Origin of the sequence: Chitinimonas viridis (genome assembly GCF_030409555.1) — a bacterium.
GTDB lineage: Bacteria > Pseudomonadota > Gammaproteobacteria > Burkholderiales > Chitinimonadaceae > Chitinimonas > Chitinimonas viridis.
In genome coordinates this window covers 135,831-148,805 of sequence record NZ_JAUFPU010000003.1, presented here as the reverse complement: position 1 = coordinate 148,805, position 12,975 = coordinate 135,831, and the positions used below count along the sequence as shown (strand labels likewise).

Sequence of the window (12,975 nt, the reverse complement as noted above, 5' to 3'; positions counted from 1 at the left end):
CTTACTTGATGGGGACGACTTTGAGCTGATGATGGCAAACCAGGCCCTGCATCAAAGCCATCAGCTCACCGCGCTGCGCCTCGTCCAGATGCCCGAAGAAGAACCTGTCGTTTTCATCCGCCAAGGCCGCCAACACCGGTAGCAACGCCCTACCCGCCGCGGTCAGTGCCAGAACCTGCTCACGCGCACTGCCCTCCGCCGCCTGGCGCACCGCCATGCCCTTGTGCTCGAGTTTGCTGACAACCTTGGAGGCCGCGCCCTTGGTCATCCCCAGCGCGCTGATCAGCTCGGCATGGCTGGTATGCGCACGCTCAAACAAGGTCCGCATGGCGACCCACTCCGTGACGGTGAAGCCCTGTGCTTCCAGCTGCTGCTCAAAACGGCCGGAAACCTGGTTGGAAACATAGCGCAGCCAGAACCCTAGGTGCGCTTCGAGAGGACTGACATTCGATGTAGGTGCGAGGCTCATATATTGTTTCCCTGGAAACAAATCAATATTAGTTTCCAGGGAAACCTGAGTCAAGCCCCCTACGCGCAAATCGGCACCCCCACAGCCAACCCGATGCAACCAGCGCAAATGCCCGTGCAAAGGCGCGGGTCAATAGCAACGGCTTTGGGCCACAGCGGACCATCGCCACCCGCAGGTGTTTCAAGCCACACGCGGTCGTCGGATGGTCTACCGTTAATCGAGCCCAGCGAGCGTAACGATACCTAATCTATGCCGCGGCCTGCCCAGGAGGAAATCATGGAGCTCACGCTCGACTTCACCCGCAAACCGACCATCCTCATAGTCGACGACACGCCGGACAACCTCCTGCTGATGTCTAACCTCCTGAAGGAGAACAACCGGTACGTCATCAAGGCAGCCAACAATGGCGAAAAGGCCTTACGCATCGCCCAGGCCGACCCACTGCCCGACCTGATCCTGCTCGACATCATGATGCCCGACATGTCCGGGCATGAGGTTGCCCAGGTGCTGAAAGCCGAGCCCAGGACCAGGGATATTCCCATCATCTTCCTCACCGCCATGGCCTCCACCGCCGATGAAACGCTGGGCCTGCAGATGGGCGCCGCAGACTACATTACCAAGCCGATCTGCCCACCTATCGTGCTCGCCCGCGTCGAAACCCAGCTCAAGGTCAAGGCAGCAGCCGATTTCCTCAAGGATCAGAACGACTACCTTGAACAGGAGGTCTTGCGGCGCACCAAGGAAGTGACGGCCATTCAAGACGTCACCATACACGCCATGGCCTCACTGGCCGAAACACGCGACAACGAGACAGGCAACCATATCCGTCGTACCCAGCATTACGTGAAAGTGCTGGCCGAGCACTTGCGCGAGCACCCTCGGTTCCGCCATTTCCTGGACGACGAGACGATCAAGCTGATCTTCAAGTCAGCGCCACTGCACGATATCGGCAAGATCGGCATCCCCGACCGCATTCTGCTCAAACCCGGCCGCTTCACGCCCGAAGAGTTCGACATCATGAAGACCCACACCACCCTGGGCCGCGATGCCATCGCGCATGCCGAGCAGCAATTGGGCATGGATGTGGACTTCTTGTGCCTGGCCAAAGAGATTGCCTACGGTCACCAGGAAAAATGGGATGGCTCGGGCTACCCCGAAGGCAAGGCAGGTGACGACATCCCCATTTCGGCGCGCTTGATGGCAGTGGCCGACGTCTATGACGCCCTGATCAGCCGCCGGGTCTACAAGGACGGCATGTCGCACGAAGCTGCCTTGGCCATCATCAGGGAGGGCAGGGGCACCCATTTCGACCCCGACATCTGCGATGCCTTCCTGGCGTGCGCCGACCGCTTCCAGGTCATAGCCACGCAGTTTGCCGATTCAGACCATGACATGGCACAAAAGGCGGTCGCCCTGCAGTACATCACAGGTACACCCTGAACCTCGCACCTACCCGCCGGCCATTTGGAGTGCCCATGCGTTCACCGTTGCAGTTGCTGGAGCGCCTACCGCTCCACCACAAGCTGATCGTCGGTTTCATCTCGCTCTTGCTGCTGTCGCTTGCGCTGGGCCTCCAAAGCCTGGAAACCCAGCGTGATCTCAATCGCGACCTGTACCAGTTGCATGAAGAGGGCGTCATAGGCATAGCCAGGGTGCAGGAGGCCCGCATCCATTTCTCCCGTATGGTGCTGGCAGCCCATCGCGCCGTCGGAGCAGAGTCGGACGGCGAGCGCGACGAAGCCCTGCACGAGATGGACGAGGCCCACCAGCGCATCCAGCAAGCGATACAGCTTATCCGCCCTACCCTGTTCAAGTCACAGAACATGGAGCGATTGACCCAGTTCGAAGTATTGCTTGCCCGCATGCTGCGCACCACCTCAGACGCTGTGGGTCTCGCCAAGCAGGGCCTTCCCGACGAGGCCGTCTCGCTGGTCGAGAGCGTCGCCTTCAAGCAGCTCGGCCGCAGCGCAGATCAGTTGCTGGATGAAATCGTTGCCGTGAAGGAATCCACCGTCCGCGATACGACACAGGCCTTCCATGGCACGGCCACGACCAACAACACCCTCACTTACGCCCTACTGCTGGGCGGACTCGGCTTGGCCCTGGCCTTCGCCTGGCTCATCAGCCTGTCCATCCGGCGACCTATCAACCGAGTCCGCAATGCGGTCGAGCAATTGGCCGCCGGCAAGCTCCAGCTCACGATTCCGCACACAGACTTCCAGAACGAAACCGGAGACCTGGCACGCGCCATCGCCGCGCTTCAGGCAGAGTCCATCCAGCTGGAAGCCCAGCGCTGGATCAAATCCCAGGAATCCATGATCCAGGCGGCGCTGCAGCAGGCCGATTCACCAGCCGAGCTGGCGTCACGCTTCTTCAAATACCTGGCGCCCTTGCTCAACGTCGGGCAGGGGCTTATCTACCGCTGGGACGAAGCTCGCGCCACGCTCGTCCTGGCCAGCAGCTATGCCATCAGCAGCGACCGCACAGTGGACAGCGAAATCGCGCTCGGCATGGGCTTGCTGGGGCAGTGCGCCAAGGACAAATTGCCCAGATCGGTGCAGCAAGGCGCCGATGGCGAATGGCGCATCCGCTCCACCCTCGGGGAGATCGTCCCCAGTGACATCATGGTGATACCCCTGCTGAGTGGCGACAAGCTGACGGGCGCGATGGAGCTGGCCTGCTACGACTCGCCGAGCAACACCGCCAGATCCCTGCTTGAGCAGGTGCTGCCTCGCCTCGCCATCAGCATGGAAATACTGGATCGCTCGCTGGCCGTACAACGGCTACTGGAACAAACGCAACTGCAAGCCGATGCGATGGAGGCCCAGGCAGCACGCATGGAAGAACAGGCTGTCGAACTGGAGGCGCAACAGGCAGCCTTGAAGGACACCGAAGCCTGGTTCCGCGGCATCGTCGAATCCGCACCCGACGGCATGCTGGTGGTGGACGAAATCGGCAGAATCATTCTTGCCAATACGCAGCTGGATAAACTGTTCGGCTACCAGCCAGGCGAAATGGTCGGCCTGACGGTTGAGCACCTGGTGCCCGCCTCGGTTAGACCGCACCACGGGGAGCTGCGTAAGGGCTTCATGACCGAAGGCAAGACGCGCAATATGGGCGGCGGCGCCAATGACCTGCTAGGCGTGCGCAAGGATGGCAGCACGTTTTCCGTCGAGATCGGCCTGGCGCCGCTACCGGCACTGGGCGACCGGGGGAGGTGCGTGTGTGCCTCGATCCGCGACATCACCGAACGCAAGCGCTTGCAGGAAGCCATGTGGCGCGTCAACTTCCTGTCCGATGTCGCGCTGGAACTGACCGGCAGCGGATATTGGCACGTAGACTACAGCGACCCCGAGCACTACTACCAGTCAGAAAGGGCCGCCCAGATACTGGGCGAGCCGATCAAGCCCGATGGCCGCTACCATCTGCAGACTGAATGGTTCGAGCGCCTGCTCGAAGCCGATCCTGTTGCCGCACAGAACACCCTGGAACGCTACCAGGGCGCCCTGGACGGCAAGTACGACAGCTACGACGCCATCTACGCCTACAAGCGACCGCTGGACGGCCAGGTTATCTGGGTACATGCAGCGGGCAAGCTGGTGCGAGGTGAGGACGGGGCTATCCAGTACATGTATGGCGCCTATCAGGACATCACTCAACAGCGCGCCTCCGAGCAGGCCATCCTCAACAGCGAACGACAGATACGCACGATGCTGGATACCAGCCCGATCGCCGTGCGGGTAGCAGCCCAATCGACGCATACCGTGGTGTATGCCAACAAAGCTCTTGCGGACATGCTGCATGAAGCGCCCGACGACATCGTGGGCATGGCCCCGAGCGTGTACTACCAGGACCCTGAGGATTTCAGGCTGATCAGCGAAAAGATGGCCTTGGGCGAGAACATCATCAACATGCCGCTGGCCATGAAGACACGCGATGGCCAGCCCTTCTGGGTATCGGGCTCCTTCTCCCAGATTACATACGGTGGCGGCCCCTGTGTACTCGCCTGGTTCTTCGACGTGACCGAACTACGCCTCGCCAAGGAGGCGGCAGAAAATGCAACGCGAGCCAAGAGCGATTTCCTGGCAAACATGAGCCATGAAATCCGTACGCCGATGAATGCCATCATTGGCATGAGCCATCTGGCCTTGCGCACTGAGCTCGACAAGAAACAGCGCAACTACATCGAGAAGGTCAACCGGTCGGCCGAAAATCTGTTGGGCATCATCAACGACATCCTCGACTTCTCGAAGATAGAGGCCGGCAAGATGACGGTCGAGCGGGTGGATTTCCGGCTTGAAGACGTCATGGACAACTTCGCCAGCATGATAGGCCTCAAAGCCGAGGAAAAAGGCCTTGAGCTGCTGTTCGATACACCGCCAGACATACCGACCGCACTGATAGGCGACCCGCTGCGCCTGGGACAGATACTGATCAACCTCGGCAACAACGCGGCCAAGTTTACCGAGCACGGCGAAATCGTGGTCGGCATCAAACCATTGGCGGTAACAGCCGATTCGGTAGAGCTGCACTTCTGGGTACGCGATACCGGCATAGGCATGACACCTGAGCAGTGCGGCCGCATGTTTCAGTCATTCAGCCAGGCCGACAGCTCAACCACGCGCAAGTACGGTGGCACGGGCCTGGGCCTGGCCATATCCAAACGCCTGGTCGAATTGATGGATGGGCGCATCTGGGCAGAAAGCGAACCCGGCAAGGGCTCAACCTTCCACTTCATCGCACGGTTCGGCCTTCAGCACACCATCGCACCGCGACGCATGTTCAAGGCAGAGGAATTGTTAGGCCTACGCATCCTGGTGGTGGATGACAATACCAGCGCACGCGAGATTCTCTCGACCATGGCCCGCAGCTTTGGGCTGGAAGTCGATGTAGCCAGCGGAGGAGCCGCCGCCTTGCACCAGTTGGCAGAAGCCGAGCGCAAGGATCTGTGCTACGACCTTGTACTGATGGACTGGAAGATGCCCGGCATGGATGGTCTGGAAACCGTGCTGCAGATGCATGCCAACACCGTCGGCAAGGTGCCCTCCGTCATCATGGTGACCGCCTTCGGCAGGGACGAAGCACAGGAGGAAGCGACCCGCAAACAGGTGCAACTATCTTCGGTACTGACCAAGCCGGTGACGCCGTCCACCCTGCTTGAGGCCATAGGCGAGGCATTGGGGAAAGGCCAGATGGTCGAGACCCGTTCAGCAGAGCGCGATGACCAGAGCACCACCGACATGGCCAGACTGGCCGGCGCCCGAGTCCTGCTGGTTGAAGACAATGATATGAACCAGGAGTTGGCGAGCGAGCTGCTAACCCAGGCCGGGATCGGATACGCCATTGCCAACAACGGCCAGGAAGCGCTTGCCCTCCTCGCCAAGGACGACGCTTACGACGGCGTACTGATGGACTGCCAGATGCCCATCATGGACGGCTACACCGCCACCCGCGCCATCCGCGCTCAACCCCGGTTCGCACAGCTGCCCATCATCGCCATGACCGCCAATGCCATGGCAGGGGATAGGGAGCTTGCCATCACCAGTGGTATGAACGACCACATCCCCAAGCCGCTGCATGTGGCAACAATGTTTGCCACCATGGCAAAGTGGATACGCCCTGCATCGCCGCAAGCGGCATTACCGGTCGCCCAGCAGCTAGGCCTAACGGCTGCGCTCCCACCGCTGCCTGGCATCGACCAGGCGGCTGGCCTGGCCACCAGCATGGGCAAGCCGGCGCTCTACCAACGCATGCTGCTCAAGTTCCAGGCATCGCAGCATGGCTTCCCGCAGGCCATGCGCGACGCCCTGCTGGCACACGACCAGACAGCAGCGGCCAGGGTAGCCCACACACTACGCGGCACCGCAGGCAATATTGGCGCCATGGCGCTTGCGGCAGCCGCGGCCGAACTGGAAACCGCCTGCAAGCAAGGATGGGAGCAGGCTCGGCTGGCACCGCTCATCACGGCAACAGAACAGGCCCTGGCGACGGTATTGAAGGGTATATCGCAGATCGAACAAGCCAAGGACGCGACAACGACTGTCACGACCGCGCCGCCAGACCAGGTCCATCAACGCGTGGAGAAACTCAAGCAACTGTTGGCCGACAGCGATACCAGCGCGCTCGACCTGCTGAGTGAGCTGGAGGCCCTGGTGGCAAAAAGCCCGGCAGGCGCCCAACTACGCGCAGTGATCGGCAAGGTCGAGATGTTTGATTTCGACGAGGCGCTCGAACTACTCAACGCGATCCCCTTTGCCGGATAAGGCCGGACTTCAGGGGCTTTCAGGCAACAGGACCACGAAAGTGCTGGTGTCATCCTCGTCCGACACCGCGAAAGTCACATCCCCACCCTGGGCGTTGGCCAGCAGCTTGGCAGAATAGGTGCCCAAGCCAGACCCATTCGGCTTGCCGTAGGTAACATGCTTCTGGAACAAGCGTTCCCGAATTTCTGCTGGCACCGCGCCCCGGTTGCGGATGGAAATGCTCACTGGACTCCCGGCGATCAATGAGGCGGTGACACGGCTACCGATAGGAGCAGCCTCGCAGGCATTCTTGAGCAGGTTGTGTAGCAAGGAGTAGGTCAACATGGCATCCCCTGCCACCTGTGGCGCCTCGCTGCCCACGTCAGCATCCGCATCGACTGCGACAACCAGCTGCTTGGAGGCGAAAGTCGTCCGCACCATCTCGACCACCCGGCGCAGCATATCCCCTATGGGCAACGGCTGGGCCTGGAGCGAGAAGCGACCGGTTTCAATCTTGAGCAACTCGGTGGACAGGTTGATCATGTCCATCACCTGCAGCATCGCATGCTCGGCCAGTCTCAGTTGTTCCGATTGCCGGCGCGTGGTGTCGGAATCGTCCAGCAGCAATTGCAGCGTCGCCATCGCCCCCGCCAACGGCCCCTTGATGTCGTGACGCATCATCGCATCCATGTCATCGCGCAGGCGGGCCGTTTCCAGAAGGTTGTCGTAGTCCGCCTGCAACTGCTTGCGCAGCTCGACATAACGCATGAAATTGTCCACACGCAACTTGAGCTGTATGGGATCGAGCGGCTTGCTGATGAAATCGACGGCGCCTAGCTCCATACCCTTCAGCTTCGAACTTTCATCGGTCAGCGCAGTGACAAAGATGATGGGTATGCCCTCCGCATTCGGATGCTCACGCATCCGTCGCGCCACCTCGAAGCCATCTATGCCCGGCATCATCACATCCAGCAACACCAGGTCGGGAGGGTTGTCCGAGCAGCAGATATCCAGCGCCTTCTGGCCGTGATGGGCAGCACGGACACGATAGGCCCCTTTGAATATCTCTGCGAGCAGGTGCAGATTGTCCGGTGTGTCGTCGACCAGCAGCACAGTGGCTTGCTCTGGTGCTGTCGTAGCAGGCAGGATGCGGCCCGCTGGTATCTGCCCTGCTGCCGATGCGCCGGCCTCATGGCGCGCGCGAACCCGAAGCGCTCGCTTGATACCCTGTAGCAGCCGGTTCGCCGTGTACGGCTTAACCAATAGGTCGCTGATGCCCAGCGCGACCGCTTCCTCGATACGGCTACGCGCTGCTTCTGCGGTAATCAGTACGAAGGGGATACTCGCCAGTTTGGCATCGTGGCGCATCGCCCGAAGTAGATCGATGCCGGACATGCCAGGCATATTCCAGTCGGACACCACGACATCGAAGCGTTTGGCTTGAAGGAACCTGAGCGCCTCGATTCCATCGCGGGCGAGTTCGGCATGCTCAATGCCAATCGATGCCAACTGCGCAGCCGTCACCTTGCGCATCGTTTCCTGGTCATCGACAACCAGTACCTTCAATCGCTCGTACATGCAGGCGGCCTCTGTCAGCTGATCACCTTGCTCATTTAAGGCCAAGTTGCGCAGGATTACGACCCATGGCCTCCCCCACCTTCAGACCCGATGGCACTTTGGTGCCTGCATCAGCCCATACTGAATTGCGGCTTCTTAGCGAACTGTGCAGCAGCAGCAAAGCTTTATCCTAAAGTTCTGGCTGGGTGCGCGCACCAGCAATTTTTATGGGTATGGCAAACCCGCACAACGACGCCGGAAGTATTTTGTTAGTGGCACAAAATGGAGGCAAAACATGACACGAGTTCGCGTTGAGAGCTTCACCATCTCACTCGACGGATACGGCGCGGGGCCCGATCAAGACATCAACAACCCGCTCGGCGTGGGTGGGGCAGAGCTGCACCAGTGGCTATTCCCCACCCGCACCATACAGTGTGCCCTGTTCGGCAAGGACGGCGGTACGACCGGGGTGGACGATGATTTCGCCGCCCGAGGCTTCCAGAATGTCGGTGCCTGGATACTTGGGCGGAATATGTTCGGCCCCATCCGGGGCGCTTGGCCAGACACCAGCTGGCAAGGCTGGTGGGGAGATAGTCCGCCGTATCACGTCCCGGTATTCATCTTGACCCACCATGCTCGCGCCCCCATCGAGATGGAAGGCGGCACGACCTTCCACTTCATCACAGGCGGCATACACGAAGCGCTAGCCCAGGCTCGTGTAGCCGCAGCCGGCAAGGACGTGCGCATCGGCGGCGGGGCCGACACCATCCAGCAATACCTTCGCGAGGGCCTGATAGATGAGTTGCACATTGCCATCTCGCCTATCCTGCTAGGCGAGGGCGCCGCGCTGTTCGCAGGGTTGGACTTGCGGGCCCGAGGATACGAATGCGTTGAGTTCGTCCCGTCAGAGAAGGCCACGCATGTCGTCCTGCGGCGCCGGGCCTGAGTATGCTTGCTGCCGGCACCGTCGACGGCAGCGCCCGCCGTTCGGACTAAGCCGGCCGTACCGGCAAACACAGCTCGCAGTTGAACACCTGCGTCTCCGGGTCGTATTGGGCATCGGCCGGATAGTGCTCGAAACAGGGTCTGTTGTCGCACTGCATGCCGCTGGATGGCAGCCAGTCACGCAGCAAGGTCAGCCAAGCATCGCCGATATCGGCCCCGGTGCCCTCGACCCTGGCCACGGCATAGCAGCCACCAGGCAGACTGGACAGCACGGCGCTGCCGCTGGCCACATAGCCGTCCGGCACCACAACAGCCGCGTCGTAGCGGCATTTGTCCGGCGCAGTGACGCTGGGGTCGTCGTGGCCTATGCCGTAGCACGATCGCCCGGTCAGCCCTGCAGCCGTCAGCCATGGAATAAAGGTCTGCGCCCAGAAACGGCTAACGCCAGGGCCATAAGGGCCGATATAGCGTTGATAAGCAATCTTGCAGGCAGATAGTTGCACGATGCGGACTTGCATTTGGGCCTCCCAGGCTTTGAATGAGTCCGCATCATCGCCATTTCCCCCCTGGCCAGCCTGATCGAGCTTGCGCTGCACTTGATCCTGCTTGCGCATCTGTTGCGCGCGCCGAGCCTGCATCTCGTCCAGCAAGGCCTGCGCGCGTTCCGCCGCCCCCTTGCGCCAACTGGTCGGTGTGCAGCCAAAGCGCGCCTTGAACGCCCGGGTAAATGCCTCCGGCGACCCAAACCCTATCGACAGCGCTACCGCCAGAATGGCCTGATCGCCATTGCACAGCAGCAAGGCGCCTCGCTCCAGGCGGCGGCGCCAAAGGTAGTCGCCCAGCGTCTCGCCCATCCACGCCGCAAACAGCCGGTGGAAATGATAGGGAGAAAAGTGCGCCACCACGGCCACTGTCTCAAGATCCAGCGGTTCCCCCAGATGACGATCGATATAGTCCAAGACGCTATTCATGCGCCTGCCGTATTCGCGCCGGCTTTCACGCCATGTCATGCCCTACCTGCCCTCCTGCCTCGGTCAGGCCCGCATCATGCCAGCGCCAGGCGCCACACACCAAACCTCGCCAGGATCGGCAACACCCGGTTCGATCATCGGCACCTCAAAAAGGCCGTCCCTGGCCACAGCCCAGCATCGTCATGTCGCCACCACACGACAATGCTTTACGCTGTTTTTTCATGAACTTATCGACCACGCCCCGCCAAGGCGTCGCCTCTACCCGACAAATCCCTGGCCCAAGTGCGCCTCATCGCCGCACCTGTACGGCCATCTCACTGATACGACAGGCATAGTGCCTGGTGGCACGGCTTTTGTATGGCTCAGGAGCTCACCCCGTTCTGCGGGGTGCAACACTGGCGCCGCGGAGCCCGAGCCTCGGTGCATTCCTGCTCCCATCACCAAGGAACGCCATGTTCAACAAGACCAGTCCCCTCGCCCGTCACAACGCCAATGGTCAGGAGAGCGACAACCGCACCAGCAGCCCCTCCACCCCCAGCCAGCGCAGCGTAGGCAGCGCCTATTCCGGCCTGGAACTGGGTAGCACCCCGCCCAAGCCAGCGCCCGAACCCATTGCAACAACGCCGGCCGTCAAAACCGATTGCGACAGCCCCAGCCAGCTCAGCGTCGGCCCCAATGTCAAACTCAAGGGCGCCGAGATTCTCGATTGCGACACCCTGGTGGTAGAGGGCCGAGTCGAGGCCACCATGGACAGCCGGGTGCTGCGCATCGCCGAAAAAGGCGCCTTCTCCGGCAAGGTCAGCATCGACATCGCCGAGATACACGGCCACTTTGATGGCGAGCTGACCGTGCGCCAGCAACTGGTGGTCCACGCCACCGGCCGGGTCAACGGCACCATACGCTACGGCAAGATGCTGGTAGAGGAAGGCGGCGAGCTATCAGGCGATGTCCGCTCGCTCAATGCCCAGGCCACCCGGCCCGAAGGGCTGCAGCGCACAGAAGCACGCCCGGTACAGGTTGAGGCCGCCAACAGCAAGCCCCTGAACGGCACGCTAGGCTAGCAAGCACACCCGGTGCAGCGCCCGGCCTGCCCCGGGCGCTGCTAGGTCGGCCTACCATCGGGTAGCCATGCCAGCGACAGGTGATGCGCTCCCCCGCAGCCAGATACCTTTTCAGACGCCTAATGGACATCATTCGGGCCAGCCCCCGCCCCTCTGGACGGAGGCCGACTCAGGCAGCCTGGCTATCACCTTGATCTCAAACTGGTAGCCGTACAGCCAGGTCACCCCTACACCAGTCAGCGTCGGATGCGGCGCCCCACCCCAGCATTCCGAGAACACCTGCCAGATGGGCTCAAAGTTCTGGGCAGGATCGACGATAAAGACCGTCACATCGACCACATCCTCGAAACTGCAACCCGCAGCCGCCAGGATGGCATCCAGATTGTCGAACGCAAGCCTGACCTGGGCTGCCAGTTCAGGCTCAGGATTACCATCAGGCCGGCTGCCGACCTGCCCCGACACAAACAAAAAACCGTTGGAACGAACCGCTGGCGAGTAGCGGTTCTGTTCATACAGCGCTTGGCGCTGGGCAGGGAAGACAACATCACGTGCAGACATGGATCACCTCCTGGTGCTGGGTCGAGTCAGATAGCACCGGGCGAGAGGACCGGCATCGCTGATCGAGCAGATAAGGCGATTCTAGGAATTCGCCCTAGGCGAATAAACACCAAAGACGCACAATGACTGTTTGCACTAAGCAAACAATTAGTTGCGCATCAGGGGTGACCATGGACCGATTCGACGCACTGCAGGCATACACCCGCGTGGTGGAGGCAGGGAGCTTCACCAAGGCGGCGCAGACGCTACATATCAGCAAGACCACGGTGACTCAGTTGATCCAGCAGCTGGAAGCACGCCTGCGTGTCAAACTGCTACATCGCACTACACGCAAGGTTCAACTGACCAGCGAGGGGGCCACCTACTACCAGCATGTGGTGCGGCTACTCGCCGATCTGGAAGAGGCTGATGCCAGCCTATCGAGCGCTGTCACCTCGCCCAAAGGACGTTTGCGGGTGGACGTACCCAGCCCTTTCGCCCTGATGATACTGGTGCCGGCCCTGCCGGACTTCCACGCCCGCTATCCTGATATCCAGCTGGATCTGGGTGTCAGCGACAGGATGGTGGATGTCATAGCCGACAATGTGGACTGCGTGCTGCGTGGCGGCGAACTGCCAGACTCCGCCTTGATTGCCCGCCGCATAGGGGAATTACAGTTTGGCGCCTACGCAGCACCAGGCTATCTGGCGCGCTCGGGCACGCCATTGCACCCAGCAGAGCTGGAAGACACGCACCACCGTGTCGTGGGTTTTCTGCGTGCCAGCAACGGCAAGGTGGCCCCCGTCACACTGTGGCGAGCAGACGAGCGCATCGAGGTGCGGGGCCGTTACACCGTCGCCCTTGATGACGGCAACGCCTATCTGGCCGCGGGCCTGGCAGGCATGGGCGTCCTGTGGCTGCCGCACTATATGGCCGAAACACATGTGGTACAGGGGCGCCTGACCCCGCTGTTCGAGGCCTGGTGCTCCGCACCCATGCCCATGCACCTGATGTACTCACCTAACCGCCATGTCAGCGCACGGCTTAGGGTATGGATAGATTGGCTGACGGAGCTGATGGCCCATCATGCGCCGAGCGTTGCTCCGCAAAACACTCAGCGCCGCTAGAAAATCCGGCTTACACCCCCTGCAGCATCAGGCCAGGATATTTCCTCGCTATTTTCATGGGCCCGT

General features: G+C 61.1%; 9 protein-coding genes. 5 read left to right on the top strand and 4 right to left on the bottom strand.

The genetic code is table 11. From position 1 onward, the window contains the following. Window position 1 precedes the first annotated feature (1 nt). Window positions 2-469, bottom strand: a complete 468-nt coding sequence (locus QWZ03_RS03510; protein ID WP_290331477.1) for a MarR family winged helix-turn-helix transcriptional regulator — start codon at window positions 467-469, stop codon at window positions 2-4. A gap of 276 nt (window positions 470-745) precedes the next feature. Between QWZ03_RS03510 and QWZ03_RS03505 the strand changes: the two genes are divergently transcribed. Beyond that, complete coding sequence (locus QWZ03_RS03505) at window positions 746-1,909, top strand: response regulator (RefSeq protein ID WP_290331476.1); 1,164 nt, start codon at window positions 746-748, stop codon at window positions 1,907-1,909. 35 nt (window positions 1,910-1,944) lie between these two features. Further along, a complete protein-coding gene (locus QWZ03_RS03500) occupies window positions 1,945-6,732 on the top strand; it encodes a response regulator (RefSeq protein WP_290331475.1) in 4,788 nt (1,595 codons plus the stop codon). Between the two features lie 9 nt (window positions 6,733-6,741). Here the strand turns inward: QWZ03_RS03500 and QWZ03_RS03495 are convergent, their stop codons facing one another. Next, the gene (locus tag QWZ03_RS03495; RefSeq protein WP_290331473.1) at window positions 6,742-8,289 is read right to left on the bottom strand and encodes an ATP-binding response regulator; all 1,548 of its coding nucleotides are present in this window, start codon (window positions 8,287-8,289) and stop codon (window positions 6,742-6,744) included. A 274-nt stretch (window positions 8,290-8,563) separates the two neighbouring features. Here QWZ03_RS03495 and QWZ03_RS03490 point away from each other — a divergent pair, with 274 nt between their 5' ends. Next, on the top strand, window positions 8,564-9,214 hold the full coding sequence (locus QWZ03_RS03490) for a dihydrofolate reductase family protein (RefSeq protein ID WP_290331472.1): 651 nt from the start codon (window positions 8,564-8,566) through the stop codon (window positions 9,212-9,214). Between the two features lie 46 nt (window positions 9,215-9,260). Here QWZ03_RS03490 and QWZ03_RS03485 read toward each other — a convergent pair whose 3' ends face one another. Further along, a complete protein-coding gene (locus QWZ03_RS03485; RefSeq protein ID WP_290331471.1) occupies window positions 9,261-10,184 on the bottom strand; it encodes an AraC family transcriptional regulator in 924 nt (307 codons plus the stop codon). A 452-nt stretch (window positions 10,185-10,636) separates the two neighbouring features. On the opposite strand from QWZ03_RS03485, the gene QWZ03_RS03480 reads away from it, so the two are divergent. After that, on the top strand, window positions 10,637-11,245 hold the full coding sequence (locus QWZ03_RS03480; protein WP_290331470.1) for a bactofilin family protein: 609 nt from the start codon (window positions 10,637-10,639) through the stop codon (window positions 11,243-11,245). 129 nt (window positions 11,246-11,374) lie between these two features. On the opposite strand, the gene QWZ03_RS03475 is transcribed toward QWZ03_RS03480, so the two are convergent. Then, window positions 11,375-11,803, bottom strand: a complete 429-nt coding sequence (locus QWZ03_RS03475; RefSeq protein ID WP_290331469.1) for a RidA family protein — start codon at window positions 11,801-11,803, stop codon at window positions 11,375-11,377. Window positions 11,804-11,973: 170 nt separating this feature from the next. Between QWZ03_RS03475 and QWZ03_RS03470 the strand changes: the two genes are divergently transcribed. After that, the gene (locus QWZ03_RS03470; RefSeq protein ID WP_290331468.1) at window positions 11,974-12,909 is read left to right on the top strand and encodes a LysR family transcriptional regulator; all 936 of its coding nucleotides are present in this window, start codon (window positions 11,974-11,976) and stop codon (window positions 12,907-12,909) included. The last annotated feature ends 66 nt before the right edge of the window (window positions 12,910-12,975 follow it).

Coding starts and splice junctions, on each gene's coding strand:
- QWZ03_RS03510 (WP_290331477.1), bottom strand. CDS start 469: ATGAGCCTCGCACCTACATCGAATGTCAGTCCTCTCGAAGCGCACCTA.
- QWZ03_RS03505 (WP_290331476.1), top strand. CDS start 746: ATGGAGCTCACGCTCGACTTCACCCGCAAACCGACCATCCTCATAGTC.
- QWZ03_RS03500 (WP_290331475.1), top strand. CDS start 1,945: ATGCGTTCACCGTTGCAGTTGCTGGAGCGCCTACCGCTCCACCACAAG.
- QWZ03_RS03495 (WP_290331473.1), bottom strand. CDS start 8,289: ATGTACGAGCGATTGAAGGTACTGGTTGTCGATGACCAGGAAACGATG.
- QWZ03_RS03490 (WP_290331472.1), top strand. CDS start 8,564: ATGACACGAGTTCGCGTTGAGAGCTTCACCATCTCACTCGACGGATAC.
- QWZ03_RS03485 (WP_290331471.1), bottom strand. CDS start 10,184: ATGAATAGCGTCTTGGACTATATCGATCGTCATCTGGGGGAACCGCTG.
- QWZ03_RS03480 (WP_290331470.1), top strand. CDS start 10,637: ATGTTCAACAAGACCAGTCCCCTCGCCCGTCACAACGCCAATGGTCAG.
- QWZ03_RS03475 (WP_290331469.1), bottom strand. CDS start 11,803: ATGTCTGCACGTGATGTTGTCTTCCCTGCCCAGCGCCAAGCGCTGTAT.
- QWZ03_RS03470 (WP_290331468.1), top strand. CDS start 11,974: ATGGACCGATTCGACGCACTGCAGGCATACACCCGCGTGGTGGAGGCA.